Below are 26,824 nucleotides of genomic sequence, written 5' to 3' on the forward strand. Positions count from 1 at the left end.
ATACACGCTCAGCGGGCCCGGAGGCGGATCAGTCCAACCAGATGCACGGCGATGCCGACCAGTGGACCGCACAGCAAGGCGACGATGGTCCGGGTCTGCAGATCGATCGGCAACAGCAACAAGAGCGTCGCGGCCAACGTCGCACCCACCCAGCCGACGGCGTATGCGCGGTGCTGCGCAGCCGCCACGGTCGCTGCCCCGGTCAAGGTCAGGAACGCAATGGCGACGGCTCCGGCGGTCAGCCACGCCAGCAGCGCTCCGTCGGCGACATACTCGGGGCCGAAGAAAGTGCGCAACAGCCACGGCCCGGTCAGCCCGGCGGCCAGTACCGCAAGCGCCCCCAACCCGGCCAGCACCAGCGTCGGCGTCACCAGTGCCCGCAATCTCGGGTTGTCCACGAAATGGGCGATCAAATTGCCCTGCATAGCGGTCAGCGGGACCAGCAGGGGAGCCCGGGTCAGCGTCACCGCCAGGATGACGACACCGCCGGTGGCGCCGAGATCGCTGGAAGTGGCCTTGAGCAGCACCGGGAACCCCATCACCAGGACAGCGCTGGCTCCGGCGGCCGCGATCGAGTGCCACGCTCCGTTGAGGAAGGTGCGGGGGGTGCCGGGGGTTTTGATCGCCGCGGCGGCCCGGGCCACCCGCGAGGCCAGCAGCACCAGCAGCCAGGACATGGACCCGGCGACGGTTGCCCACAGGTAGCCGTCCAGTCCCCAGCCCAACAGGAACGAGGCGATAGCGACGGCGACGCGGATCCCCGCGTCGGTGACCATCAGCGCACCGTACTGGGTCCAGCCGTCCACGCCGGCAAGGACGCCGAGCAGCGTGGCGTGCAGGCAAAAGCCGGCCAGGCCGACGCTGAGCAGCGTCACGCTGAGCGGCTCGGAGGCGACGAACACGTGGCCGGCCCACAGTGGTGCGGTGCCGGCGATCACCGCACCGGCCCCGACCGCGACGGCTGCGGCCACCCGGATCGGTTGGATGTGTGGGCCGGGCTGGGTTCCGCCCTGCTTGCTGGCGCGCGCGCTGCGCACCTCGCGCGTCGCCTCCTGCAGCAGGCCATTGGCCGCACCGGTGAACAGCCCGAACGCGCCCCAGAACACGCCGAACACAGAGAACCCCGCCGGGGCGAGGTCGCGAGCCGCCAGATACAGGATGACGTAGCCGCACAACGCACTGAGCACGGTGGCCACGCCGACCCGGGCCACGCTGCCGCGGCTGATGGCTCCGGTACTCGGCGCGCCGTCGGTCACAGCGATGGCAGCCTGGTCGAGTAGAGCCAGGCAGTCCACAGTCCGCGCAACGATTGCTCGGCATAGTTGGCGGCCAGCCCGGTGAAGTCGTCGGTCACGGCCGTGGAGTGACGGTACCGGGTGGTCCAATCACGAAGCAGGGCAAAGAAATTCTCGTCCCCGATGCTGCGGCGCAACACGTGCAGGGTGAGCGCGCCGCGCTTGTAGACGCGGTCGTCGAACATCTCTTGCGGCCCCGGATCGGACAGCAGTAGATCCTGAGGGCGGCTCTGCAGCTTCTGGTGATAATGCACCGCCAGTTCGTCGGCGCTGCGCCAGCCGGACTCTTCGGCCCACAACCACTCGGCGTAACAGGCAAAGCCCTCGTGCAGCCAGATGTCGCGCCAGCGCCGCACGGTGACGGAATTACCAAACCACTGATGCGCCATTTCATGCGCGATCAACCTCTCGGCACTACGACGACCGTCGCAGTGATTGGCGCCGAAGATCGAAATCCCTTGTGCTTCAAGCGGTATTTCGAGCTCGTCATCGGTGATCACCACGGTGTACCCGGTGGACAGCGGGTACGGGCCGAACAGCCTCGTGAACAGCTTCATCATCTGCGACTGGCGGGCGAAGTCGTGCTCGAAATTGTCGATCAGACGGGCTGGCAGCGCCGCGTACAGCGGCACCGGCGATTTGGCCAGACGCACCGATTCGTAGCGTCCGATCTGCAGCGTGATCAGGTACGTCGACGTCGGCTCGGCCAGCTCGTAGGTCCAGGTGGTTTGTCCCGCACGGGTTTTCCGGCTGACCAGTTCGCCGTTGGCCACGGCCCGGTAGGGGCTGTCGGTGCTGATCTGGATGCGGTAGCTGGCCTTGGAACTCGGGTGGTCATCGCACGGAAACCAGGACGCCGCGCCGTTGGGTTGGCCGGCAACCAGTACGCCTTCGGACAGCTCCTCGAAACCGACTGGACCCCAAGCAGATTGGATGGGACGCGGATTTCCGCCATAGCGCACGGTGATGGTCAGCGCCGCACCGGCCGGCACCAGGGTAGCCAGGGTGACGTTCAGTTTTCCGGCGGCGCACCGATATTTGGCCGGGCGGCGGCCGTTGACGTCCACCTTGGACACCGTCATCGCGTCGGACAGGTCCAGGGTGAACGAGCGCAACGACGCCAGCGTCACCGCGGTGATGGTCGCTGTCCCGGCCAGCCGGTTGCTCTCCATCTTGTACTCGATGGCCAGCTCGTACCGCGAGATTCGGTAGCCGAAATTGCCGGTATTCGGAAGGTATGGATCGATGACGGGTTGAATGGCCTTACGTACTTTCTTGCTCGCTCGGGTCATGCGGCGGTTGCCTTTTGGCGGTTGCCGGACTTGCGCTTCTTGCCGGTCCACGGCGCGATCGGGTTGCCCTGCCAGCGGGTGGACGGTGGCACCGAATCACCGCGCATCACAAGCGAAGCCGGGCCGACCGTCGCGCCCGCGCCGATGCTGGCCGCGGGCAACGCCACGCAGTGGGTGCCCAGCGTCGCGCCTGCGGACAGCACCACGGTGTCCAGTTGCATGATCCGGTCGTGGAACAGGTGGGTCTGCACCACGCAGCCCCGGTTCACTGTCGCGCCACGGCCCAGAGTCACCAGGTCGGCCTCAGGCAGCCAGTAGGTTTCGCACCACACGCCGCGGCCGATCGCCGCGCCGAGTGCTCGAAGCCACAGGTTCATCACCGGCGTTCCGCTGGCCGCCCGGGCAAACCACGGCGCGGCCACGGATTCGACGAACGTATCTGCAACTTCGTTGCGCCACACGAACGGCGACCACAGCGGATGCTCGACGGCCCGAATCCGGCCCACCATCAACCACTTTGCGGCCACCGCCATGGCACCGGCGATCAGCCCGGCGCCGAGCAGGACCACACCGCAGGCCAATGACGCCCACAGCCAACCGAACCTGCCGGCCAGAGCCTGTATTGCACCGAGCACCGCGACACCGATCGCGAATGTCAGCATCACCGGGACAATGCGCAGCGTCTCCACCGTGCCTCGCATCACCTTGAGCCAGATGGTCGGGTGAAAGGTGCGCAGGGCATCGGCCTCGGTGGGCTGGCGGCGCAACCTGATCGGCGGGCTGCCCAGCCAGGACGACCCGGCCTTGGCCTTGTGCGGGGTGGCAGACAACACCGCCACCAGGCCGTCGTCAGGTACTCGGCGCCCGGGCTGGGTGATACCGGAGTTACCCAGGAAGGCGCGCCGTCCGACGGTGGCCTTGGCGACGTGAATCCAGCCGCCGCCCAGTTCGTAGGACGCCACCATGGTGTCGTCGGCCAGGAACGCACCGTCCTGCACCTCGGTGAACTTGGGTGTCAGTAGCGCCGTCGAAATCTCGGTTTCTTTACCGACTTTCGCACCCAGAATGCGCAGCCACCACGGGGTCAACAGGCTGGCGTAGATGGGGAAGAGGTAGTGGCGGGCGGCGTCCATCAGCCGTTCGGTGGCCCACAACTGCCAGCCGACCCGACTGCGCACCGGGTGGTAGCCCTCGTCCAGGCCCAGCGACATGACCCGCACCCCGATCACCGTGAGTGCGGCGTACACCGCCAGGGCTACCACGGTGGCGACAGGAGTCCAGATTGCTGCGGGCAGGATCGCCTCTTTCAGTGAATGCGTGTGGCGTATAGGCACACTCAACACGGCCAGACCGGATCCCAAGGCCAGCAGCGGCAGTCCGCCGAGCAGCATCGAAGTCAGCCCGTACATGGCGACCCACAGCGGCGCTCGGGCCGGGCGCGCCTCGGGCCACGGGTGGTGGGCCTTGCCCGACTTCACCGCGGGCGAGCCCTTCCAGTACTGGCCGGCCTTGACCTTGCCGATGACGCCGGAACCCGGTGCCACGTCAGCGTTTTTGCCGACCACCGCGCCCGGCAGCAGCGTCGTTCGCGCGCCGATGGTGGCGTCGTTGTCGATGTTGATGGGCCCGACGTGGAACAGGTCACCGTCGATCCAGTGCCCGGTGAGGTCGACCTCGGGCTCGATGGAGCAGCGGTGCCCAAGGGTGAGCATGCCGGTGACCGGTGGCGCCGAATGCAGGTCGACGGCTTTGCCCACCTGGTTGCCCAGTGCGCGGGCGTAGTACACCAACCACGGTGCGCCGGCCTGGTTTTCGGCGCCGCTGGCCTCGCTGAGCCGCTCGGCCAGCCACACCCGCAGGTGTTCGGAGCCGCCGCGGCGATACGTTCCCGGTTGCAACCCGGACAGCAATGTCCGGGCACAGATTGCCGCGATGCCCATCCGTCCGAGCGGGGTGACGAACACCAGGAAGCCGGCGAGAATCCACCACCAGTTGACGGTGGTGGCCCAGGGCAGCAGATGCAGTTTCGCGGCAACGTTGTTCAACAGCGCCAGCCACACCACCCACTGCATGCCGGACAGCGTCGCCAACGGCAACGCCAGCACCACCTGAGCCAGCTGGGTCAACAGCGGAACCGGTGCGACGTTGCGGGCTTCGATCACGGGTGGCGGGTCCAGCTCGTCCAGATAGCTGGCCAGCGAACCCAACCGCGGGTGGTCGTACAGGTCGGCGACGGTGACCTCGGGGTGCTTCTCGCGCAGCAGTGAAACCAGTTGCGCCGCAGACAGCGACCCACCGCCGAGCGCAAAGAAGTCCGCACTCGGTCCGTCGACCGGCGCAGCGAGCACGTCGCGCCACAGTCCGGCGAGCCAGCCCAGGGTGCCGGCCAGTTCGGGGCCGTCGTCGCTGCCGGAGTCGACCGGCCAGGGCAGTGCGTTGCGGTCGACCTTTCCCGATGTGCGAGTTGGCAATTCGTCGAGCAACACCAACCGCGGCACCAGGGCCGCCGGCAGTGCCTTGGCCAGGGCCTTGCGGGCCTCGGCGATATCGAAGTCAGGGTCGGCGCTGGCGATGTAGCCCACCAGCAAGGGCGTGCCGGTGGCGGTCTTACGCACTGCCGCGGCACCGCCGCTGACTCCGGGCAGGTTGACCAGTGCGGCGTCTACCTCACCAAGCTCGATGCGGCGCCCGCCGACCTTGACCTGATCGTCGGCGCGGCCCTGGAAGTACAGTCCGTCGCGCTCCAACCGGACCAGGTCACCGCTGCGGTATGCGCGGCCCCAACCCAGCGTCTCCATCGGCGCGTATTTTTCGGCGTCCTTGTCCGGGTCGAGGTAGCGGGCCAGACCGACGCCACCGATCACAAGTTCGCCGACCTCGCCGTAACCGACCTGCTGCCCATCCTTGTCGACGACGGCGAGGTCCCAGCCCGGCAATGGCAGGCCGATGCTGACCGGTCCGCCGTCCAGCGGCGCCAGGCACGCGACCACGGTAGCTTCGGTGGGGCCGTAGGTGTTCCAGACCTCGCGCCCTTCCACTGCCAGTCGTTCGCCGAGTTCCGGCGGGCAGGCTTCGCCGCCGAAGATCAGCAGCCGCACCGCTTCAAGGGCCTCGGCCGGCCAGAGTGCCGCGAGGGTAGGGACCGTCGAGACCACAGTGATGTCCCGGGACACCAGCCACGGCCCCAAATCCATGCCACTGCGGACCAGCGAACGGGGCGCCGGCACCAGGCAGGCGCCGTACCGCCAGGCCAGCCACATCTCTTCGCAGGACGCGTCGAACGCCACCGAAAGTCCGGCCAACACCCGGTCGCCAGGCCCCAGTGGATTGTCCTTCAGGAAGACCTCGGCCTCGGCGTCGACGAAGGCTGCGGCGTTACGGTGCGTGACCGCAACACCCTTCGGGGTGCCGGTAGAACCAGAAGTGAAGATGATCCAGGCGTCGTCGCGGGTCAAGGGTCTGCCGGCCTGCCAACCGCGGGACGATCCGGGGCCGCGAATCAGCCCGGCCTCGGTGATGATGCCGACCACACCGGCCTCACCGAAGACCAGTTCGGCGCGTTCGTCGGGGTCGTCGGCGTCCACTGGCACATAAGCGGCGCCGGTGGCCAGGGTAGCCAGGATGGCTACGTACAGCGCGTAACTACCGGACGGCATCCGGATGCCGATGCGGTCACCGCGACCGATGCCGCGGGCAGCCATCCAAGTGACGCTGTCTTGGATGTCGGCGATCAATTCGGCGTAGGTGAGCTGCACCTCGCCGTCATCGATGGCGGGCGCGTCAGGGTAACGCTCGGCTGTGGCGTAGACGATGTCGATGAGTGTCCGCGCCTGCGGTGCGTCTGCCGAGCGCATGTACTGCGGGGGGATCTCCTGTGCCACCCGTACAACCTACTAAGGGTTGGACCGTTCCTCCGTCTGGCGGCCATGGCGGGTTCTAGGCGTCCGACCTGGGCCCTCGCGGCCTTGGCTAACGTGGATTCGTGACCACTGAGCTGACCGGACGAATGATCATCGCAGGTGAGAGCGTCGCGGGGACGGGCGCCGAAGTTCGCGGATTCGACCCGGCGACTGGGACACCGCTTGAACCTGCCTACCGATATGGCGATGGGAGTCATGTCGACGCCGCGTGTGCTGCGGCCGGTGAGGCATTTCACGTCTATCGGGCCGTCGACCCGCGCCGTCGGGCCGAGTTCCTGGAGGCGATCGCCGCGGGACTGGAGACACTCGGACCGGAACTGGTCGACCGGGCCGTAGCCGAGACCGGCCTGCCGCAGGCGCGGATCGCCGGCGAAGTCGGTCGTACCGCTGCGCAATTGAGACTGTTCGCCGCGGTGCTGGCTGAAGGCAGTTGGCAGGGCGTCTGGATCGACCCGGGGCAGCCGGATCGCACACCCGCGCCGCGTCCCGACATTCGGCAGCGAGCTGTCCCGCTGGGGCCAGTGGCGGTCTTCGGGGCCGGCAATTTCCCCCTCGCCTTCTCGGTGGCCGGCGGTGACACAGCGTCCGCGTTGGCCGCGGGGTGCCCCGTGGTAGCCAAAGCGCATGACGCACACCCGGGAACCTCCGAGCTGGTTGGCCGGGTGGTGGCCGACGCCGTCCGTGCCACCGGGATGCCGGCCGGGACTTTCTCATTGCTCTACGGTGACGGGCCGGAACTGGGCGGCGCGCTGGTTGCCGACCCGAGGATCAAGGCGGTGGGTTTCACCGGTTCACGTTCCGGCGGAACGGCATTGGCGGCGATCGCTGCGGCGCGACCGCAGCCCATCCCGGTGTACGCCGAGATGAGTGCGATCAACCCGGTATTCCTGCTGCCGGGTGCGCTCGGTTCGCAAGCAGCTGCGATTGCGTCGGGGTTCGTGGGGTCGCTCACGATGGGTTCGGGTCAGTTCTGCACCAACCCAGGGCTGGTGATCGGAGTCGATGGACCCGAGCTGGACGAGTTCCTCACTGCCGCAGGCGAAGACCTGCAGAGTCGTCCCGCACAGCCCATGTTGACGCCGGGCATCGCGGCCAACTACGAGCGGGGTGTCGCCGAACTGTCGCTGCACGCTGCGTTGGTTGCGCAGGGCCAGGAGGGCCCTCGTCAGCATGGTCAGGCAGCGTTGTTCAGCACCGATGCGGCGACGTTTCTGGCCTCGCTGGAATTGCAGGCCGAGGTCTTCGGTGCAGCCGCAGTGGTGGTGCGCTGCCGCGATGAAGACGAAATGATTGCTTTAGCAAGATATTTGGAAGGCCAGTTGACCGTGTCGGTACACAGTGACGAATCCGACCTGGCGATCGCGGCACGGCTGCTGCCCGAACTCGAACTCATCGCCGGACGAATTGTGTTCAACGACTGGCCCACCGGGGTTGAGGTGGGTCACGCCATGATTCATGGTGGACCCTGTCCGGCCACCACGGATGCGCGCAGCACCTCAGTGGGCGCCCGCGCGATTGAACGATTCCTGCGGCCGGTTTGCTATCAGAGTCTGCCAGATTCCTTGCAGCCCAAAGTCATTGCCGACGGAAATCCGGACGGCATCTGGCGCCGGATCGACGGCCGCTTGAGCCGCGACTGATCACCAGTTGTCGTAGCCACCCTCGGGTCCGAGCATCCGTTCCAGCCGGGTCCGGTTGATGCGGGCCATCTCGTTACGCACCACTTTGCGTTCGGTTTCGGGCTCGTTGAGCATGCGGTCGGCCATGTGATTCAGCACCCCGACCGTTGACATGTTGCCCACGTACATGACGAAGTCGAAGCCGAAATGGCCGCGGTAGTCAGCGGCCTTGGTGCGTAGCGTCGTCATCAGATCAGGGTTCTGGTCGCACACCGCGCACTGTTCGAAGTGCGATCGGGTGCTGCCTGGTCGACGGCCCACTTGGGGATAGGCCGGCAGGATTGCATCGATCGAGACCTCGTCCAGGGAAAACAGCAGCGTGTCGGCCTGCCGGAACAGGTGGTCGTGGTCCTGGTAAGCACGTCCGTCGGCCAGGCTGCCGGCCAGTGGGACGCTGTAGCAGCACTCGTACAGGGCGTGCATGGCCCGCTGCTTCGACATGCCGTTGAACGCGTCGAGTCCGATTCCCTGATGCATCAACACACCGTCATCATCGAATTCGCAGGGTACGTACAGATTTCCCTGTGTTACAACGGTGCAAACTTGCCTGTGAATGCACTGCGCTGCACATGTCGTGGCTCAGTCCGGCGTTAGCACGGCGGCAAGTTCGTCCGCGTCGCCCTCGACCTCGACGCCGACAGCCCGTGATGTCTCGGATCGCTTGCCGCGCAACAACGCCCGCAATGCCACGAACAGCCGATGCGTCTGGAAGCTGAATGCGTCGAGGCTGCGGTTATGACGAAAATCGGGTGAAATCCGCCAAAACCGCAGCCTCGGCAGCGAAAACTAGTGCTCTTGGGTCTCGAAACGGGCGATCGAGCGAGCCAGTTCCTCTTCGGCCTCCGCGCGACCAACCCAGTCGGCGGCCTTCACGTACTTGCCCGGCTCAAGATCCTTGTAGTGGACGAAAAAGTGCTTGATGGCGTCCAGATCGAACTGCGAGATGTCGTTGACGTCCTGAATGTGGTCCCACCGCGGGTCGCCGGCCGGCACGCAGAGCAGCTTGTCGTCGCCGCCGGCTTCGTCGGTCATCTTGAACATCGCGACCGGACGGGCCTCGACAGCGCAGCCGGGGAACACGGACTCGGTCAGCAGAACCAGCGCGTCCAGCGGGTCGCCGTCCTCGCCCAGAGTGTTTTCGAAGAATCCGTAGTCGGTGGGGTAGCCCATGGGGGTGAACAGGTAACGGTCGAGCTTGACCCGGCCAGTCACGTGGTCCACTTCGTACTTGTTGCGTGAACCCTTGGGGATCTCGATGACGATGTCGTGCTCCACCCGGAGGCTCCTTCGCTGAGTGCTGATAACCGGCTACACCATAGACGAGCGATACCCTGCTCAGTACCGACTGCTCGTCAATAGAGTGCGAGACCGGTACGAGATCAGGAGAAATATGCGGCCCACCCGGTGGCGCCGGTCGACTCACATGTTGATCGGTGTGGGAGTTCTGGTGTTGGTTGCCGCAGTGGTTGCGGCCGCCGCGGTGATGGCGCGCAACAAGCCCGCCCCGGCCGCCGACCCCAGCGTCAAGCCACAACCGGCGGCCGCCTCGGCCAACCCTGGTGTGCAGCCGCTGTCTGATTCCGCGCCGCAGCCGAGTCCCGCTCAGCTGGCCGCGATGCTGGGTCCACTGGTGGCCAACCCGAACCTCGGCCAACTGGGCGGCCGCGTTACCGACGCCGCGACCGGCGCGCAAATCTGGGCGCAAGGCGAGAACACGCCGTTGCAGCCCGCGTCCACAAACAAGGTGCTGACCACCGCTGCGGCGCTGTTCACCTTGGATCGTGCGGCCCGCCTCACCACGATTGTGGTCGCCGGGGACACCCCAGGACAGGTCGTGCTCAAGGGCGGTGGTGACCCGACACTGTCGGCGGCGCCGGTCGGCACTCAGACCTGGTACCGCGACGCCGGCCGCATCTCCGACCTGGCCGATCAGATCCGCAAGACCGGCACGGTGGTCAAGTCGGTACAGGTCGACACCGGTGCCTTCACCGGTCCGACCATGGCGCCGGGCTGGGACACCGCAGACATCGAGGGCGGCGACTTCTCGCCGATCGAGTCGGTGATGCTCGACGCGGGCCGAATTCAGCCGACCACCGTCGACTCCAAACGGTCCACCACCCCGGCCCTCGATGCCGGCAAGGCACTGGCCGTGGCACTGGGAGCGGACCCGGCAACCGTCACCGTCCGGTCCACTCCAGCGGCCGGCCGGCAGCTCGCGGCAGTGCACTCGGCACCGTTGATGGAGCGACTGCGCGAGATGATGGGCGAATCGGACAACGTCATGGCCGAGTCCATCGGGCGTGAGGTCGCCGCCGCGGTCAACGAGCCGCAGAGCTTCGACGGCGCTGTGCATGCGGTACTCGGCCAGCTGTCCAAGGTGGGGCTGGACACTTCCGGCGCCACGCTCTTCGACTCCAGTGGACTGTCGGTCAACGACCGCCTGACCGCCACCATCCTGGACGGTGTGGTCAACGCCGCGGCCGGCAACGACCAGCCCAAGCTGCGTCCTCTGCTGGACGTCATTCCGATTGCCGGCGGTAGCGGCACGCTGTCCAACCGGTACCTGGATACCGACGCGGGCCGGGCCGCCGCCGGATACCTGCGGGCCAAGACCGGCTCGCTGACCGGCACCAATGCGCTCGCCGGTGTTGTCACCGACCGCAGCGGGCGGGTGCTGACCTTCGCGTTGATCTCCAACAGTGCCGGGCCAGAAGGTCGAACCGCGCTCGATGCGGTGGCTGCGGCGCTGCGGTCCTGTGGGTGCGACGCGTGAGCCAATCCGCGGCGCAGCCCGATCGTCAGTCCCTGACGGTGGGCCGCGCTGTGGACTGGAGTTTCGCGGCCACCGTCGGGGCCAAGCTGACCCGACCGGAACCGCCCATCACCGACTACACCCGCGACCAGGTGCGTGAGCAGCTGGCCGAGGCATCGCGTCGCGCTGAACTGCCGGTTCGCGAGGTGACCCTGCTGAACGAGGGTGCCGAGATTCCCGAGGCCCGCATCGTGGATCGAAAGCAGTGGGTGCGGGCCGCAACCGAGTCGATGCGGATCATGACCGGTGGCCAAAGCTCAAGTACCGCAGGGCTTGCCGCCATGTTGACCGGCCGGCTCACCGGAGCGCAGACCGGCGCGGTGCTGGCGTTCGTGTCCTCGGGCATCCTGGGGCAGTATGACCCCTTCGGTGTCAATGGCGGCGAATTGCTGCTGGTGTACCCGAATGTTGTTGCTACTGAACGGCAATTGCGGGTCACCCCGGCTGAATTCCGGCTCTGGGTGTGTCTGCACGAGGTGACCCACCGGGTGCAGTTCCGGGCAAACCCGTGGTTGAGGGATCACATGTCGCAGGCGTTGGCGGTGTTGACCGACGACGCAAATCTGGACATCGGAGACATCACCGGCCGGCTAGCCGAGTATGTCCGGAACCACCGTAACGGCGACGCAGACCCGAATTCGCAAGGCATCCTGGGCATTGTGCGCATCCTGCAGTCCGACGAGCAGCGCCGTGCCCTCGATCAACTGCTGGTGCTGGGCACCCTGCTGGAAGGTCACGCCGACCACGTGATGGATGCGGTGGGTCCGGCTGTGGTGCCGTCGGTGGCGACCATCCGGGATCGCTTCGACGCGCGGCGGCAGCGCAAACACTCTCCGCTGCAACGGATTATCCGAGCTCTGCTCGGCTTCGACGCCAAGATCGCGCAGTACACCCGCGGCAAGAAATTTGTCGACGAGGTGGTGTCCACCGTCGGGATGACGCGGTTCAACACCATCTGGACGGATGCCGAAACCTTGCCGTTGCCAACCGAAATCGATGAGCCACGGCAATGGATCGATCGAGTGCTGTAGCCGCACTCCGTGCCGCGTTGGCAGGGTTCGCCGCGGCGTATCCCGCCGACCGGTGGTGCGTCGGGTTGTCCGGCGGAGCCGATTCGCTCGCACTGACTGCCGTGGCCGCCGCTATCAAGCCGACTGTTGCGCTCATCGTCGACCACGGTCTGCAGGACGGTTCGGCGCACGTCGCCGAGACCGCGCTGGCGCAGGCGCTGAAGTTGGGCTGCGTTGATGCCCAGGTGATTTGCGTGCAGGTCGGGGCTGAAGGCGGGCCCGAGTCGGCGGCGCGGTCAGCCCGCTACGCAGCGTTGGACGGCGCACGTGGCGGCATGCCGGTGCTGTTGGCGCATACTCTGGACGACCAGGCCGAGACGGTGCTGTTGGGGCTGGGCCGCGGCTCTGGCGCCAGATCCATTGCGGGCATGCGTGATTGGGACCCGCCGTGGGGTCGTCCGCTGCTGGGCGTGCGCCGAGCCGACACCGTCGTGGCGTGCTACGAGCTGGGTCTGCAACCGTGGCAGGATCCGCATAACGCCGACCCCCGATTTACCCGGGTCCGGCTGCGCACCGAGGTACTGCCGCTGCTGGAGGACGTACTTGCCGGCGGAGTGGCCCCGGCCCTGGCCCGTACCGCAGCCGCGTTGCGAGAGGACAACGACGCACTCGATGCCCTGGCCGAGACGCAGCTGGCGCGGTTGCGCACAGATGACGGGCTGACCGTCGCGGGTCTCGAAGACCTGCCCGCCGCGCTGCGCCGCCGAGTCATCCGCGGGTGGTTGCTGGGCTGCGGGGCGACCACGCTCACCGACGTGCAATTGCGATCAGTCGACGCGCTGGTGGCAGCCTGGCGTGGCCAGGGCGGAGTCGCGGTCGGGTCACCGCTGCGGTACCAGCGGTTGATCGTCGGCCGGCGAGCAGGCGCCCTATTCGTCACCACCCGACCCGTCTAGCTTGGATCAAGCCCTGGTGTCGTGGCACGCTGTTGCCGTGCCGACGCAATCGGAGCTGTACCAGGACGACATCAAATCGGTTTTACTGTCCCAGGAACAGCTGCAAGAGCGCATCGCGCAGATGGCCGAGAGCATCGCCGAGCACTACCGCGCCGACTCCGGCGACCAGGATCTGCTCCTGATTACGGTGTTAAAGGGCGCGGTCATGTTCGTCACAGATCTGGCCCGGGCCATCCCGCTGCCCACGCAGCTGGAGTTCATGGCGGTCAGCTCCTACGGCTCGTCGACCTCGTCATCGGGCGTGGTGCGCATCCTCAAGGACCTGGACCGCGACATCAACGGCCGCGACGTGCTGATCGTCGAGGACATCATCGACTCAGGCCTGACGCTGTCGTGGCTGCTGCGCAACCTGGCCACGCGGGGGCCGCGCTCACTGCGGGTCTGCACCCTGCTGCGCAAGCCCGACGCGGTGCGCGCCGACATCGACGTCGCGCATATCGGCTTTGACATTCCCGACGAGTTCGTCGTCGGCTATGGCCTGGACTACGACGAGCGCTACCGCGACCTGCCTTACATCGGCACCCTGCATCCGCGGGTGTACGAAAACCACTGATTGGCGCAGAATCGCACGCATGGCTGAGACCAGCACTGCGCTACGGATCTGCCCGTTCTGTGAGGCCACCTGCGGCCTGACGCTCACCATCTCCGACGGCCGGGTGACCGGTGCCCGCGGTGACCATGACGACGTGTTCAGCGCGGGGTTCATCTGCCCTAAAGGCGCCAGCTTCGGCGAGCTCGACAACGATCCAGATCGGCTGGCGCACCCATTGGTCCGCCGCGACGGCGTGCTGACCGAGGCCACCTGGGATGAGGCGTACGCCGTCATCGCCGAGCGACTCGGCGCGGTGATCGCTGAGCACGGAGGCAAGTCGGTCGGGGTGTACCTCGGCAATCCGAACGCGCACACCATCTCGGGTGCCCTGTACGCACCGCTGATCATCAAAGGCCTGGGTAGCCGGCAGGTGTTCAGCGCCAGCACACTCGACCAGATGCCCAAGCACGTCGCGCTGGGCCTGATGTTCGGCAGCCCGGGCGCGTTCACTGTGCCCGACCTCGACCGCACCGACTATCTGGTGATCATCGGCGCAAACCCTCTGGTGTCCAACGGCAGCCTGGCCACCGCCGCCGATTTCCCCGGAAAGCTGCGGGCGCTGCGGAAACGCGGCGGCAAGCTCGTCGTCATCGACCCCGCCCGCACTCAGACCGCCAAACTGGCCGACCGCCACCTCGCCCCGCGACCCGGTACCGACGCTGCGCTGCTGTTCGCCGTCGTGCACGTGCTGTTCGACGAGGATTTGGTTGATCTCGGGGGGCTAGCCGAGCACGTCAGCGCCGTCGAGCAGGTCCGCGCGCTGGCCGATGATTTCTCGCCCGATGCCGTCGCTCCGGCGTGTGGCGTGGACGCCGAGGAGATCCGGGAACTGGCCCGCGAACTCGCGGCAGCTCCGACGGCGGCTGTCTACGGCCGGATCGGTACCTCCACGGTCGAGTTCGGCACTATCGGCAGCTGGCTCGTCGATGTGATCAACGTGCTGACCGGCAATCTCGACCGACCCGGCGGGGCGATGTTCCCGCTCGGTGCGGCGGTCCCCGCGCCGCGTCCGCCGAAACCGGGCCGTGGGTTCAAGACCGGGCGATGGGTCAGCCGGGTGTCCGGTTACCCCGAGGTGCTGTCCGAGCTGCCGGCGGCTGCGATCGCCGAGGAGATTGACACCGCGGGTGAGGGTCGGATCAAGGCGATGATCACCATCGCCGGAAACCCGGTGCTGTCTGCGCCCGACGGCGACCGCCTCGACCGGGCGCTCGGCCGCGGACGTGAGGAGCGAGAAGGCGGAGGCGTTGAGTTCATGCTTTCCGTCGACCCCTATCTCAACGAGACCACCCGCCATGCCGACGTCATCCTGCCGCCGCCTCCACCGGCCCACAGCGCGCACTTCGATTTCGCGCTGAACAACCTCGCGGTGCGCAACAACGTGCGGTACTCGTCGCCGGTGCTACCGCTGGATGGCCGGCCTGACGAGCCCGAGATTCTGTCGCGGCTGGCGTTGATTTTGTATGGCATTGGGGCCCGTCCGGGCGAGCGAAGCGACGGGATATGGGAAGGGGATCCGGCTCTGGTCGATGCGCAGGTGATCACGACGACGCTGACCAAGGAAGCCCACGATCCCCACTCACCGGTGGCGGGTCGCGACGTCGACGAGCTCACCGCGATGCTGTATCCGGGGCCGGGCTACGAACGTCGCCTCGACATGATGCTCCGGCTGGGGCCCTACGGCGACGCGTTCGGCACCAAACCAGATGGGCTCACGCTAGAACGCCTGAAGGCCAACCCGCACGGCATCGACCTCGGGCCGCTGCAGCCGCGGATCCCCGAGGTACTGCGAACTCCAAGCGGGACAATCGAACTCGCTCCGGAGCCGATCGTCGCCGATGTGGCCCGGCTGCGCGACGCACTCGGCCGCACGGCCGGCGGGTTCCTGCTGATCGGCCGACGGCATCTGCGGTCCAACAACAGCTGGATGCACAACCTGCCGGCGCTGTCCGGTGGGTCAAACCGATGCACCCTGCAGATTCACCCGGACGATGCGGCCGATCTCGGTCTGACCGACATCGCGATCATCAAGGGTCCGGGCGGTGAGCTGCTGGCGCCGATCGAAACGACCGACGGCATTCGGCGCGGCGTGGTCTCGCTGCCGCACGGCTGGGGTCACGACCGCGGCGGCACCGGTCAGGAGCTCGCGGCCAGCCACCCGGGCGTCAACGTCAACCAGCTCAACGACGGCACGCATCTGGATCCACTGTCCGGGACCGCGGTACTCAACGGCATCCCGGTCGATATCTCGCCGGCGGGCTCGGCTGGTTAGCCCAGCTCCCAGGCCACGGTCACCGAAAAGCCGACGGTCTGCTGACCGGGTTCCAGCGGGACCGGCGCGGCCATGGCCATGCGAGGCATCGGCGTGGGGCTCGGCGGGGTGGAACCATCGGCCGTCTCGGAAATCGAGATCACCTTGCCCAGCTGCAGTCCGGACAGCTGCGCGTACTGCTGGGCGCGGTCCTTGGCGTCGTTGAAGGCTCGGGCGCGGGCATCCTTGACCAGCTGCGAGTCGTCATCGATCGCGTAACTCACCGAGTTGATCCGGGTCTGGTTCCCGCCGGCGTCGACGATCAGAGCCAGCATCTTCGAGGCCGTGTCCACTTTGCGAATCTTCACCTGAATCGTGTTGCTGGCCCGATACCCGTTGATGGTCGAGTTGGGCCCGTACTCAGGCTGCAGACTCACCTGCTTGGTGCTGATGTCCTTCTTGTCGACGCCGGCGCCGGTCAGCGCGTCCAGAAGGGCCTGCTGGCGGCCGCTGGTCTGATTCATTGCAGCGGTCACGTCAGGAGCCGTCGCCTCGATACCCGCGTCGATGGTCAGGGTGTCCGGAGCGCCCTGCACTTTGCCGGTGCCGACCACGGTGACCTGGCGGGGACCGTGGTGATCGGAATCCGAGCCACATCCGGTGACACCGATGGCAGCTGCCACAGCCAGTCCGGCGAGGGTCAGAGCGGTGTTTTTGGGAGAGCTCATGGGGTCACCATAATCTTGCAGTGCGTCTCGGGGTTGCCGAGTTCTTCGAATGCGCCCTGCAGACCGTCCAGCCCCACCTCGCCGGTGATCATCGGCGCGACATCGATCTCGCCTTCGGCGATGGCGCGCAGCGTGTGAGCGAATTCCTTTGGACTGTAGGCAAATACGAACTGCACGTTGATCTGTTTGGCTGATGCGTACAGCGGGTGGACGGTGTCGGGCGGCATGCAGACCCCCGCGACCACCAGTTGGGAGGCCATCGGGGCCCGGCGCAGCACGTCGTCGATGATGCCGGGCGCACCGACCGCGTCGAAGATCACCGCAGGAGTGCACTGACCGAATGGTGACCCGTCGGCGGGGTCCACGGTGACGTGCGCGCCCATGGTGACCGCCAGTGCCCGGCGGGCTGGTGAAAAGTCCGACGCGACAATGGTTTCCACACCGCGATGGCGCAGCGCGGCGATGATCGCGATCCCGATCGGGCCGCAGCCGATCACCAGTGCGGTGTTTCCCTGCTCGATCCGCGAAGAGTTGACGGCGTGTAGGCCGACCGCCATCGGCTCGGTCAGGGCAGCGCGCTTGGCGTCCAGCCCGTTGGGCACCGGCAGCAGCAGAGGTGCCGACAGCAGCATCTTCTCGGCGTATCCGCCGACCGTGCTGTTGCTGTAGACGATCATCTCGACGCCCGTCGACGAGAGCAGTATCGGCATCGAGGTCACCAGGGTGCCCGGTGGATGTGTCTCGGTGGCCGGCCCGGCGTCGAGGATCTCGGCGCTGAACTCGTGGCCCATGAAGACGTCGCTGTCCAGATTCAGTTCATCGGATCCCTTGGGCAGGCCTTCGATCTCGGCGGTCAGCGCCACGATCTCCGAGCCGTGGCTGGCGAAGTGCAGGTCCGATCCGCAGATACCGCAAGCCTTTACGGCGACCAGTACCTGTCCGGACTCGGGTACGGGTTCGGGCACGTCGTCGCGGACGACCATCCGTCCGCCGCGTAGTACTGACGCACGCATCACTTGGCTCCTTCGGTCGTGTGTTCGGTGATGGCTTTGACCACGGCCTCGCCCACCCGGCCGAACAACTGGTCGCGCATGCCCTTGGCCCAGTCGTGCGACGCCCTCGGTGCGGTGAGCTGCCCTTTGAAATGCGGAATGACCTCGCGGGCGAACAACTCGTACGAATGGAACGTGGCATCCGGCGGCGCCCAGTCGTGACCCAGCAGCAGTAGGGTGCCGAAGCCGCCTGAGCGGTCCAACAGGTCCTGGATGTAGGCGATCGCATCCTCGGGAGTACCGATACAGCAATTGCCTTTGGCCGCATAGTTTTCGACGAATTGCCTGGACGTCGGAGCCGGCCCGGTTTCGCTGCCCAGCGGGACGAACCCGGCGGCGCCGAAGTAGTTGGAGAAGTCCTCCAGCCCGTAGGTGCAGTCCTCGATGGCCTGCTCGCGAGTGTCGGCCAGGTGCACGATGCCCAGCACCCGCCAGCTACGTCGATCCGGTTGCGGCTGGCCCGATTTGGCAGCCTGGTCGTTCACGATGTCCCAGGTGGACTCCAGCGCGGCATATCCGCCGGGTACCGACATCGACAACGACAGCAATGACGTCCCCAGCTGTCCGGCCAGTCGTGGACCCGACGGGGAAACCATTGCCGCGGTAGAGATTTCCGGGTACGGCCAGGTGTACGGGCGGATGTGCAGCGCGGCGTCGCGCAGGGTGAACCAGTCGGTTTCGCGGCTGATGCGCTCGTCGGGGCCGGCCCGGAACAACGCCAGGATGGCCTCCAGTGACTCCTGCTGCATCCGGCGTTGGTCGACGGGGTCGATGCCCATCATGTAGGCGTCTGACGGCAGAGCGCCGGGACCGGTGCCGAACATCACGCGGCCGCGGGTCAGATGGTCCAGCAGCACCCAGCGGTCGGCCACCATGAGCGGGTGGTGATACGGCAGGGACACCACGCCCGTGCCGAATCGGATGTGTTTGGTGCGTTCGGCCGCGGCGGCGATGAATACCTCCGGGCAGGCGATCAGTTCGTATCCGCCGGAGTGGTGTTCGCCGAACCACACCTCGTCGTAGCCGAGCCGGTCCAGTGCGACAGTGCGGTCCAGGTCGTATTCCAATGCCGTAGTGGGGGATTGGCCGACCGGATGAAACGGGGTGATGAAAACGCCGAAGTCCAGTGGCGGGTTGCTCATAGCTTCAATCCCAATCCGTCGATGAATTCGATGAGGGCCGCGTTGACTTCTTCGGCCCGCTCCTGTTGTAGCCAGTGGCCGGCGCCTTCGACCATGATTTCGCGATACTCCCCGGTCACCACGTCCCGGACCCGATTGCGCGGAGTGAAGCCGAGTACCGGGTCGGCGGTACCGGCCACAAACAGCGTCGGAACGGTGATGGTTGATGCCGGGCTGGTTGAGGTCAGCTCCCAGTTACGGTCGAAATTGCGATACCAGTTCAGTGGGCCGGTGAAGCCGGTCTTGGTGAAGGCCGTCACGTATGTTTCGAATTCGTCCTCGGACATCCAGTCCGGCGGTTCGGGTAGCGGTCGGTCGGCCATCGTCTCGGCGGGCCCGGCGAAGCCCTCGAACGTGAGCAGGCGGCGCATGGCGGCCCGGGTATCGCGCTCGAACTCCGCATCAGCTACCCCGGGCTCCTGGAAATGCAGCATGTAGAAGAAGTTGTCGCCGAACTTCCGCCGCCAGATCTGGGTCGGCGGCGCGGTGGGCCGCGGAACCGGCGGCACGCTCAACGCCACCACCGCGTGTACCCGGTCGGGGTGGAACAGCGGAAAGTTGGTGGCCACCGTGGAGCCCCAGTCGTGCCCGACAATGACTGCGCGCTGTGCCCCGACGTCGTCGAGCAACCCGGCGATGTCTCCGGTGAGGTTGACGATGTCGTAGTCCTCGATGGTGTCCGGCCGGGACGAGCCGCCGTAGCCGCGCTGATCGGGCGCCAGCACGTGATAGCCGGCCGCAGCCAGCGCCGGGATCTGGCGCCGCCACGAGTACGCCAATTCGGGGAATCCGTGGGCGAGCACCACGACCGGGGCACCACGTTCGCCGGCCTCTGTGACGTTCAAAGTCACGCCGTTGGTATCGACTGACCGTCGGGTTGAACTGAGCACGTTCTCAGCCAAGCAGGCCCGGCTCCCAGGGGCTAGGCACCGTCGGGAACTGCCAATCGTTGCTCTAGCGGTAACCTGTGAAGCATCCGCCATTTGTGTATCGGAAGGACCTGGCCGACGTGAACCCGTCGGCCGAAACATGTCGATGAAGCGAAAAAATCTTCTACGCACCCTGACCGTCGTTGCGGTTGTGTTGCTATTGGGCTGGTCTTTCTTCTATTTCAGTGACGACACCCGCGGCTATCACCAGGTCGACACCTCGGTGGCGCTGGCTCAGATCAACGCAGGCAATGTCACGAGTGCTCAGATCGATGACCGCGAGCAGCAGCTTCGGCTGGACCTCAAGAGCGTCGCGGCCGACACCGACAACAGCACCAAGATCATCACGTCGTACCCGACCGGTTACGCGGTGCCGCTGTTCGACGCGCTGAACGGGAAGAACGTCAAGACCAGGACAGTGGTCAACCAGGGCAGCATCCTGGGTTCGCTGCTGGTCTATCTGCTGCCGCTGCTGCTGCTGGTCGGCCTGTTCTTCATGTTCTCCCGGATGCAGGGCGGCGGCCGGATGGGCTTCGGCTTCGGCAAGTCCCGCGCCAAGATGCTGGGCAAAGACATGCCCAAGACCACCTTCGCCGATGTCGCAGGCGTCGACGAGGCTGTCGAAGAGCTCTACGAGATCAAGGACTTCCTGCAGAACCCCAGCCGCTACCAGGCCCTGGGCGCCAAGATCCCCAAGGGCGTGCTGCTCTACGGCCCGCCCGGTACCGGCAAGACGCTGCTGGCCCGCGCCGTGGCGGGTGAAGCCGGGGTGCCGTTCTTCACCATTTCGGGTTCTGACTTCGTCGAGATGTTCGTCGGCGTTGGCGCCTCCCGGGTGCGTGACCTGTTCGAGCAGGCCAAACAGAACAGCCCCTGCATCATCTTCGTCGACGAGATCGACGCCGTGGGCCGCCAGCGTGGCGCCGGCTTGGGCGGCGGGCACGACGAGCGCGAGCAGACGCTGAACCAGCTGCTGGTCGAGATGGACGGCTTCGGGGACCGTCAGGGTGTCATCCTGATCGCGGCCACCAACCGGCCCGACATCCTGGACCCGGCGCTGCTGCGCCCCGGCCGCTTCGACCGTCAGATCCCGGTGTCCAGCCCGGACCTGGCCGGCCGCAAGGCGGTGCTGCGGGTGCACTCAGCCGGCAAGCCTATCGCCCCCGACGCCGATCTCGACGGCCTCGCCAAGCGCACCGTCGGCATGTCCGGCGCGGACCTGGCCAACGTCATCAACGAGGCCGCGCTGCTCACCGCCCGTGAGAACGCCACCATCATCACCGGCCCGGCCCTGGAAGAGGCCGTCGACCGGGTCGTCGGTGGCCCCCGGCGCAAGGGCCGGATCATCAGCGAGCAGGAAAAGAAGATCACCGCCTACCACGAGGCCGGGCACACCCTGGCCGGTTGGGCCATGCCACACCTGGACCCGGTGTACAAGGTGACCATCCTGGCCCGCGGTCGCACCGGCGGCCACGCCGTCGCGGTGCCCGAGGACGACAAGGGCATGCAGACCCGCTCCGAGCTGGTCGCCCGGCTGGTCATGGCTATCGGTGGCCGTGCCGCCGAAGAGTTGATCTTCCGTGAGCCCACCACCGGCGCGGTGTCCGACATCGAGAACGCCACCAAGGTCGCGCGCGCCATGGTCACCGAGTTCGGCATGAGCGCCAAGCTGGGTGCGGTCCGTTACGGCACCGAGCACGGCGACCCGTTCCTGGGCCGCAGCATGGGCACTCAGGCCGACTACAGCCACGAGGTGGCCCGCGATATCGACGACGAGGTCCGCAAGCTCATCGAGGCAGCGCACACCGAGGCCTGGGATGTGCTGACCGAATACCGCGATGTGTTGGACACCCTGGCCGGTGAGCTCCTGGAGAAGGAGACTCTGCACCGCGCCGAACTCGAGGTCATCCTTGCTGACGTCAAGAAGCGTCCGCGGCTGACCATGTTCGACGACTTCGGTGGGCGTATCCCGTCCGAAAAGCCGCCGATCAAGACTCCGGGTGAGTTGGCCATCGAGCGGGGTGAGCCGTGGCCGCCGCCGGTTGAGGAGCCGGCCTTCAAGGCTGCCATCGCTGCGGCAGCTGCGGATCAGGCGGCTGCTGCGGCAGCGGCAACTCAGGCAGCCGCCGCGGCTGCGGCAAATCAAGCTGCTGCTGTGGCAGCGGCCAATCAGGCTGCAGCCGGCACCAATGGGGTCAACGGGGCCAACGGCCACGGCGGACTCGTGAACGGCGCATACGGCGCGCCCGCGGGCTGGCATGCCCCGGGCTGGCCACCGCAGGGTCACCCGCAGCAGGCGCCGCCGCCGGACCGGTACGCGCCGCAGGCACCCCAGCCCGGCCGGTACGCGCCGCAGGCACCCCAGCCCGGCCGGTACGCTCCGCAGGCGCCCCAGCCCGGCCGGTACGCTCCGCAGGCGCCCCAGTCGGACCGCTACGTGCCGCAGGGGCAGTGGTACCCGCAGCAGGGCTGGGGCCACCCCGGCCAGCAAGGTCAGCCTGGTCAGCCCGGCCCGCAGGGCGGTTACCGACCGTATCCGCAGCAACCGGCGCCGCCGCCGCAACCGAACGACGACCAGGCGCCGCCGGCGCAGGGCTCTCACGGCTGACCCGAACGGAGTCCATACATGACGCGGTCGCAGAACCATACGGCCACGCTCACTGTCGCGAAGTTTGATCAGGAGCGGGCCGAAGCAGCCGTTCGTGAGCTGCTGCTTGCGGTTGGCGAAAACCCGGAGCGTGATGGGCTGCGGGACACCCCGGCCCGCGTCGCCCGGGCGTTCCAGGAAATCTTCGGCGGGTTGTACACCGACCCGGATGCGGTGCTGAACACCACGTTCGACGAGGACCACGACGAACTGGTGCTGATCAAGGACATCCCGATGTACTCGACCTGCGAGCACCACTTGGTGTCGTTCCACGGGGTCGCGCACGTCGGGTACATACCCGGCGAGGACGGCCGGGTGACCGGGCTGTCCAAGATCGCCCGGCTGGTCGACCTGTACGCCAAGCGGCCACAGGTGCAGGAGCGGTTGACCGCCCAGATCGCCGACGCGCTGATGCGCAAACTCGACCCACGCGGTGTGATCGTCGTGGTCGAGGCCGAGCACCTGTGCATGGCCATGCGTGGGGTGCGCAAGCCGGGTGCGGTGACCACCACCTCGGCGGTGCGCGGCCAATTCAAGACCGACAAGGCGTCCCGGGCCGAGGCACTGGAACTTATCCTGCGCAGGTGAACCTTGTGCGCAGGACCTCTCAACCCGGCGCTGCGCTCGCCCCAGTGGTGATGGGCGTGGTCAATGTGACCACCGACTCGTTCTCCGACGGCGGACGGTTTCTGGACTGCGATCGTGCGGTTGCCCACGGGCTGGAGCTGGTGGCACAGGGTGCGCAGATCATCGACGTGGGTGGCGAGTCGACTCGGCCCGGTGCCACCCGGTTGGATTCGCGGCTCGAATGTGATCGGGTGTTGCCGGTCATCAGAGACCTTGCCGCCCAAGGGATCACGGTCAGTATCGACACCATGCACGCTGATGTGGCCGCGGCTGCACTCGAGCACGGCGCTCGCATCGTCAACGACGTGTCCGGCGGCCGAGCGGACCCGAACATGGCGCCGCTGCTGGCCGAGGTCAAGTTGCCGTGGGTGCTGATGCATTGGCGCGATGTGGACCACCGGGTGCCCAGCTACACCGATGTGGTCGCCGACGTCAAAGCGGAACTGCTCGCTGCGGTGGCTGATGCCGTGGCCGCCGGCGTAGATCCGGAGAATCTGATCATCGATCCGGGTTTGGGTTTTGCCAAGTCGGCACAACACAATTGGGCATTGCTGCGTGCGCTGCCGGAGTTTGTTGGAACCGGGGTGCCAGTACTGGTCGGGGCGTCGCGCAAGCGTTTTCTCGGGGCTCTGCTGGCCGGCCCCGACGGTGCTCCGCGGCCGCCCGACGGACGGGAGACGGCGACTGCGGTGATATCTGCACTGGCAGCGCAACACGGCGCGTGGGGCGTTCGGGTGCATGACGTGCAGGCCTCAGTGGATGCGGTGAAGGTGGTCGAAGCATGGGAAGGTGCTAATGACTGACCGAATTGAGTTGCGCGGCTTAACTGTTCGCGGCAATCACGGTGTGTTTGATCACGAGCGTGTCGATGGGCAGGACTTCGTCGTGGACATCACGGTGTGGATCGACCTGGCGGCTGCGGCGGCCAGTGACGAACTGTCCGACACCCTGGATTACGGCGCGCTGGCGCAGCGCGCAGCAGCGATCGTCGCCGGGCCGCCGCGCAATCTGATCGAGACGGTCTCAGCCGAAATCGCTGACGACGTGATGTCCGATGGACGGGTGCACGCGGTGGAGGTGGTGCTGCACAAGCCGAACGCGCCGATTCCGCTGTCGTTCAACGATGTTGCGGTGGTGGCGCGACGGTCCCGTCGAGGTGGGGACGGTCGATGAGTTCGGTCGTGCTGTCCATCGGTTCCAACTTGGGGGACCGCTTGGCGCATCTGCAGTCGGTGGTCGACGGCCTCGGCGGATCAGTGCGCGCCGTGTCGCCGGTATTCGAAACCGAGGCCTGGGGTGGCGTCGAGCAGGGTGCGTTTCTGAATGCGGTGGTGCTGGCCGACGATCCGGAATTGGACGGTCCCGGCTGGCTGCGACGCGCCCATGAGCTGGAGGATGCCGCTCAGCGGATTCGTGAACAGCATTGGGGGCCAAGAACTCTCGACGTCGACATCGTTACCTGTCGGGATGGCGGTGACGACGTTCGCAGCGCGGACCCGGTCTTGACTCTGCCGCATCCGTTCGCCCATCAGCGGGCGTTCGTGCTGGCGCCGTGGCTTGCCGTCGACCAGGAGGCCGTGCTGACCGTCGACGGCGAGACCCGGTCGGTGCGTGAGCTGTTGGCCGAGCTTGACGCCGCCGAGCGTGATGGCGTGCGGCCCACTGATCTTGTGCTGGACCGCTGATGGGTCCGACTCGCAAACGTGACCTGACCATCGCGACCGTGGTAGTGGGCCTCGCCGCTTATCTCATGGTGACGCTGCTGTATCACTGGTTCCCGCCGATCACGGTACGAACAGGGTTGTCGCTGGTGATAGTTGCGGTGGCCGAGGCCGGTTGGGGCTGGTACCTGCGATCCAAGATCAGCGCCGGCGAGGTCGGCGTCGGCGCGGGCCGGGTCCACCCGCTGGCGGTCGCGCGGTCGTTGGTGGTGGCGAAGGCGTCTGCGTGGGTTGGTGCGGTGGTGCTCGGTTGGTGGCTGGGGGTGCTCGGGTACCTGTTGCCGCGGCGCGACGTTCTGCGAGTTGCCGCTCAAGACACCACCGGCTCGGTGGTGGCGGCCATGTGCGCGCTGGCTCTTGTGATCACGGCACTCTGGCTGCAGCATTGCTGTAAGTCACCAGCCGAGCCACCGGAGAACCCTGACAGCACAACCGAATAAATAACGATCCGTTTGCGGGCAGAGAATCGCCGCGATGGTCGACAGATGATCTTAATGCTGAACGGTACAGTCAGCCCATGATTGATCCGACCCGGGTGGCGCGCGGCCGTCGTGCGAACCGCAAGCCGGGTTGGATTCTGCTGACGACGTTGCTGGTGCTCGCCATTGTGGCGAGTTCGGTGCTGGTCTTCACCGACAAGATCGAGTTGCTCAAACTCGCGGTTGTCATCGCGTTATGGGCTGCTGCGGCCGCCGCTTTCGCGTCATTCATCTACCGGCGCCAGTCTGATGTGGATCAGGCCCGGGCTCGCGATCTCAAGTTGGTCTACGACTTGCAACTGGACCGCGAGATCTCGGCGCGTCGTGAATACGAGCTGTCGCTGGAGTCGCACCTGCGTCGGGAGCTGGCGGCTGAACTGCGGGCACAGTCGGCTGACGAGGTCGCTGCGCTGCGCGCTGAGTTGGCAGCGTTGCGAGCGAACCTGGAGTTCTTGTTCGACACCGATCTGGAGCACCGCCCGGCCATCGAAACCGGCACCGCGAGTGCTGCAGTCGGGGCCGGGACCGGTGGGGCAGGCGCTCGCGCCGGCCGGGTGATTGCCAGCCGGATCGACACCGAGGACAAGCCCCCGGTGCGCGTGGAGCCGGCCACCGAGGAAAGCCCGATCATCGATGTCGCCGCTGAACCGCATTTGCCCGAGGACCGTTGGGGTTCTCCGGCGGCCGTGGGTGGGGCGCATCGGCGGGCTGCTGACATGGCTCAGCCGCAACAACCTCAACCGCAACCCCCGCCACAGCCGCAACCTCAGCCGCAACCTAAACCTCAGCAGCCCGTCCAGCCACAGCAACCCGCTCAGCCTGCGGCGCGGCCGGCGGCCGAGTGGAAGCCCACGCAGGCGGAGGGGCAGTGGATTCCAGCGGGGGCTCCTGGCAGTAACTGGGTGTCGCCGGTCGCGCCGGGTGACCAGGGTGCCAAGTGGGAGAACCGCGGCCCGGATCCGACGGTGTTGTTGCCGCCGTTGTTCCCGCCGGCCCAGCCCACGGCCCAGCCCACGCCGGTACTGCCGGTGGCCCAGCCCACCCAGGTGCCGCCCGTGCCTCAGCCTGCGGCACCCGAGCCGGCGCCAGCGCAGCCGATGGCTCAACCCACCGCGGTGCAGCCTGAGCCGCAGCCCGTCAAGGTGCAGCCTGCGCCGCAACCTGAACCGCAGCCGGCGCCCGCCGCTCCCGCCCCCGCGCCGGTCCCACCCGCCCCCGCGCCACAGCCCGTGCCGGTCGCGCCGGCTGCATCCAGCCCGGTCCCGCCGAGCGAACCGCGCCGACGAGCCCGGCACTGGGCCCCTGATGCCGAGCCGTCTGCCCCCGAACCGCCCGCAGCTCCGGAACCCCCAGCTCCCGCCGAAGCTCCGGCGGCCAAGGCTGCTCGGCACCGCAGCACCGAGGACGAGCAACCCAGCGGTCAGCACGCGGGTGGACAGCCCGCGTCTGAGCTGTTGGCGCGTTTGCAGGCGAGCCCCGGCGGGGGCGGGCGTCGGCGTCGTCGCGAGGATTGAGCTACGCTCTTCTGGACCGTCCGGTACCTGCCAGGCAGGACTGGAACGCCTGAAACCATCAAATTGCGAGGTTCGCTGC

General features: G+C 67.0%; 22 protein-coding genes. 13 read left to right on the plus strand and 9 right to left on the minus strand.

Features of this window, described 5'->3' with window-relative positions; genetic code table 11:
* Positions 1–8: 8 nt before the first annotated feature.
* The 3 genes from M2432_RS06325 to M2432_RS06335 are packed head-to-tail and all read right to left on the minus strand — an operon-like array spanning position 9 to position 6,441.
* Positions 9–1,256 (minus strand): hypothetical protein, encoded by a 1,248-nt coding sequence (locus tag M2432_RS06325; RefSeq protein ID WP_280825912.1) that lies wholly within the window; start codon positions 1,254–1,256, stop codon positions 9–11.
* Positions 1,253–2,587, minus strand: a complete 1,335-nt coding sequence (locus M2432_RS06330; RefSeq protein WP_280825913.1) for a M1 family metallopeptidase — start codon at positions 2,585–2,587, stop codon at positions 1,253–1,255. Before M2432_RS06330 ends, M2432_RS06325 begins: the two co-directional genes overlap by 4 nt.
* Positions 2,584–6,441 carry a Pls/PosA family non-ribosomal peptide synthetase gene (locus M2432_RS06335; RefSeq protein ID WP_280826168.1) on the minus strand — a complete coding sequence of 1,286 codons (3,858 nt, stop codon included), beginning with the start codon at positions 6,439–6,441 and terminating at the stop codon, positions 2,584–2,586. The genes M2432_RS06330 and M2432_RS06335 overlap by 4 nt, the downstream gene beginning before the upstream one ends.
* Positions 6,442–6,593: 152 nt before the next feature.
* Between M2432_RS06335 and M2432_RS06340 the strand changes: the two genes are divergently transcribed.
* Entirely contained in the window at positions 6,594–8,147 is a 1,554-nt protein-coding gene (locus M2432_RS06340; protein ID WP_280826169.1) for an aldehyde dehydrogenase (NADP(+)), read from the plus strand.
* On the opposite strand, the gene M2432_RS06345 is transcribed toward M2432_RS06340, so the two are convergent.
* Together M2432_RS06345 and M2432_RS06350 are read right to left on the minus strand one after the other, a co-directional pair.
* Positions 8,148–8,669: a 2-oxo-4-hydroxy-4-carboxy-5-ureidoimidazoline decarboxylase gene (locus M2432_RS06345; protein WP_280825914.1), complete on the minus strand. Its 522-nt coding sequence runs from the start codon at positions 8,667–8,669 to the stop codon at positions 8,148–8,150. It lies immediately after the preceding gene.
* Between the two features lie 303 nt (positions 8,670–8,972).
* Positions 8,973–9,461: an inorganic diphosphatase gene (locus M2432_RS06350; RefSeq protein ID WP_280825915.1), complete on the minus strand. Its 489-nt coding sequence runs from the start codon at positions 9,459–9,461 to the stop codon at positions 8,973–8,975.
* A 115-nt stretch (positions 9,462–9,576) separates the two neighbouring features.
* Here M2432_RS06350 and dacB point away from each other — a divergent pair, with 115 nt between their 5' ends.
* Genes dacB through M2432_RS06375 form a run of 5 tightly spaced genes read left to right on the plus strand, consistent with a single transcriptional unit; the run spans position 9,577 to position 15,888 of the window.
* Positions 9,577–10,959: a D-alanyl-D-alanine carboxypeptidase/D-alanyl-D-alanine-endopeptidase gene (gene dacB / locus M2432_RS06355; protein ID WP_280825916.1), complete on the plus strand. Its 1,383-nt coding sequence runs from the start codon at positions 9,577–9,579 to the stop codon at positions 10,957–10,959.
* Positions 10,956–12,029 carry a zinc-dependent metalloprotease gene (locus M2432_RS06360; protein WP_280825917.1) on the plus strand — a complete coding sequence of 358 codons (1,074 nt, stop codon included), beginning with the start codon at positions 10,956–10,958 and terminating at the stop codon, positions 12,027–12,029. The genes dacB and M2432_RS06360 overlap by 4 nt, the downstream gene beginning before the upstream one ends.
* A complete protein-coding gene (gene tilS / locus M2432_RS06365; RefSeq protein ID WP_280825918.1) occupies positions 12,008–12,964 on the plus strand; it encodes a tRNA lysidine(34) synthetase TilS in 957 nt (318 codons plus the stop codon). Before M2432_RS06360 ends, tilS begins: the two co-directional genes overlap by 22 nt.
* 1 nt (position 12,965) lies before the next feature.
* On the plus strand, positions 12,966–13,577 hold the full coding sequence (gene hpt, locus M2432_RS06370; RefSeq protein WP_280825919.1) for a hypoxanthine phosphoribosyltransferase: 612 nt from the start codon (positions 12,966–12,968) through the stop codon (positions 13,575–13,577).
* A gap of 19 nt (positions 13,578–13,596) precedes the next feature.
* Positions 13,597–15,888: a molybdopterin-dependent oxidoreductase gene (locus M2432_RS06375; RefSeq protein ID WP_280825920.1), complete on the plus strand. Its 2,292-nt coding sequence runs from the start codon at positions 13,597–13,599 to the stop codon at positions 15,886–15,888.
* On the opposite strand, the gene M2432_RS06380 is transcribed toward M2432_RS06375, so the two are convergent.
* The 4 genes from M2432_RS06380 to M2432_RS06395 are packed head-to-tail and all read right to left on the minus strand — an operon-like array spanning position 15,885 to position 19,718.
* Positions 15,885–16,595 (minus strand): SIMPL domain-containing protein, encoded by a 711-nt coding sequence (locus tag M2432_RS06380; protein ID WP_280825921.1) that lies wholly within the window; start codon positions 16,593–16,595, stop codon positions 15,885–15,887. The two genes, M2432_RS06375 and M2432_RS06380, sit on opposite strands and share 4 nt — an antisense overlap.
* The gene (locus M2432_RS06385) at positions 16,592–17,608 is read right to left on the minus strand and encodes a zinc-binding dehydrogenase (protein ID WP_280825922.1); all 1,017 of its coding nucleotides are present in this window, start codon (positions 17,606–17,608) and stop codon (positions 16,592–16,594) included. The genes M2432_RS06380 and M2432_RS06385 overlap by 4 nt, the downstream gene beginning before the upstream one ends.
* Positions 17,608–18,789 (minus strand): LLM class flavin-dependent oxidoreductase, encoded by a 1,182-nt coding sequence (locus M2432_RS06390; RefSeq protein WP_280825923.1) that lies wholly within the window; start codon positions 18,787–18,789, stop codon positions 17,608–17,610. The genes M2432_RS06385 and M2432_RS06390 overlap by 1 nt, the downstream gene beginning before the upstream one ends.
* Complete coding sequence (locus M2432_RS06395; RefSeq protein WP_280825924.1) at positions 18,786–19,718, minus strand: alpha/beta hydrolase; 933 nt, start codon at positions 19,716–19,718, stop codon at positions 18,786–18,788. The genes M2432_RS06390 and M2432_RS06395 overlap by 4 nt, the downstream gene beginning before the upstream one ends.
* Positions 19,719–19,863: 145 nt before the next feature.
* On the opposite strand from M2432_RS06395, the gene ftsH reads away from it, so the two are divergent.
* From ftsH to M2432_RS06430, 7 genes are all read left to right on the plus strand, one after another.
* Entirely contained in the window at positions 19,864–22,365 is a 2,502-nt protein-coding gene (gene ftsH, locus M2432_RS06400; RefSeq protein ID WP_280825925.1) for an ATP-dependent zinc metalloprotease FtsH, read from the plus strand.
* 18 nt (positions 22,366–22,383) lie between these two features.
* Entirely contained in the window at positions 22,384–22,992 is a 609-nt protein-coding gene (gene folE / locus M2432_RS06405; RefSeq protein ID WP_280825926.1) for a GTP cyclohydrolase I FolE, read from the plus strand.
* A 50-nt stretch (positions 22,993–23,042) separates the two neighbouring features.
* Positions 23,043–23,834 carry a dihydropteroate synthase gene (gene folP, locus M2432_RS06410; protein ID WP_280826170.1) on the plus strand — a complete coding sequence of 264 codons (792 nt, stop codon included), beginning with the start codon at positions 23,043–23,045 and terminating at the stop codon, positions 23,832–23,834.
* The gene (folB, locus tag M2432_RS06415; RefSeq protein ID WP_280825927.1) at positions 23,827–24,204 is read left to right on the plus strand and encodes a dihydroneopterin aldolase; all 378 of its coding nucleotides are present in this window, start codon (positions 23,827–23,829) and stop codon (positions 24,202–24,204) included. The genes folP and folB overlap by 8 nt, the downstream gene beginning before the upstream one ends.
* Positions 24,201–24,716, plus strand: coding sequence for a 2-amino-4-hydroxy-6-hydroxymethyldihydropteridine diphosphokinase (folK, locus tag M2432_RS06420; RefSeq protein ID WP_280825928.1), 516 nt, complete (start codon positions 24,201–24,203; stop codon positions 24,714–24,716). The genes folB and folK overlap by 4 nt, the downstream gene beginning before the upstream one ends.
* Complete coding sequence (locus tag M2432_RS06425; RefSeq protein ID WP_280825929.1) at positions 24,716–25,192, plus strand: DUF3180 domain-containing protein; 477 nt, start codon at positions 24,716–24,718, stop codon at positions 25,190–25,192. The genes folK and M2432_RS06425 overlap by 1 nt, the downstream gene beginning before the upstream one ends.
* Before the next feature lie 77 nt (positions 25,193–25,269).
* Positions 25,270–26,745, plus strand: coding sequence for a DUF6779 domain-containing protein (locus M2432_RS06430; RefSeq protein ID WP_280825930.1), 1,476 nt, complete (start codon positions 25,270–25,272; stop codon positions 26,743–26,745).
* The last annotated feature ends 79 nt before the right edge of the window (positions 26,746–26,824 follow it).

Origin of the sequence: Mycobacterium sp. OTB74, assembly GCF_029892685.1 — a bacterium.
Lineage (GTDB): Bacteria > Actinomycetota > Actinomycetes > Mycobacteriales > Mycobacteriaceae > Mycobacterium.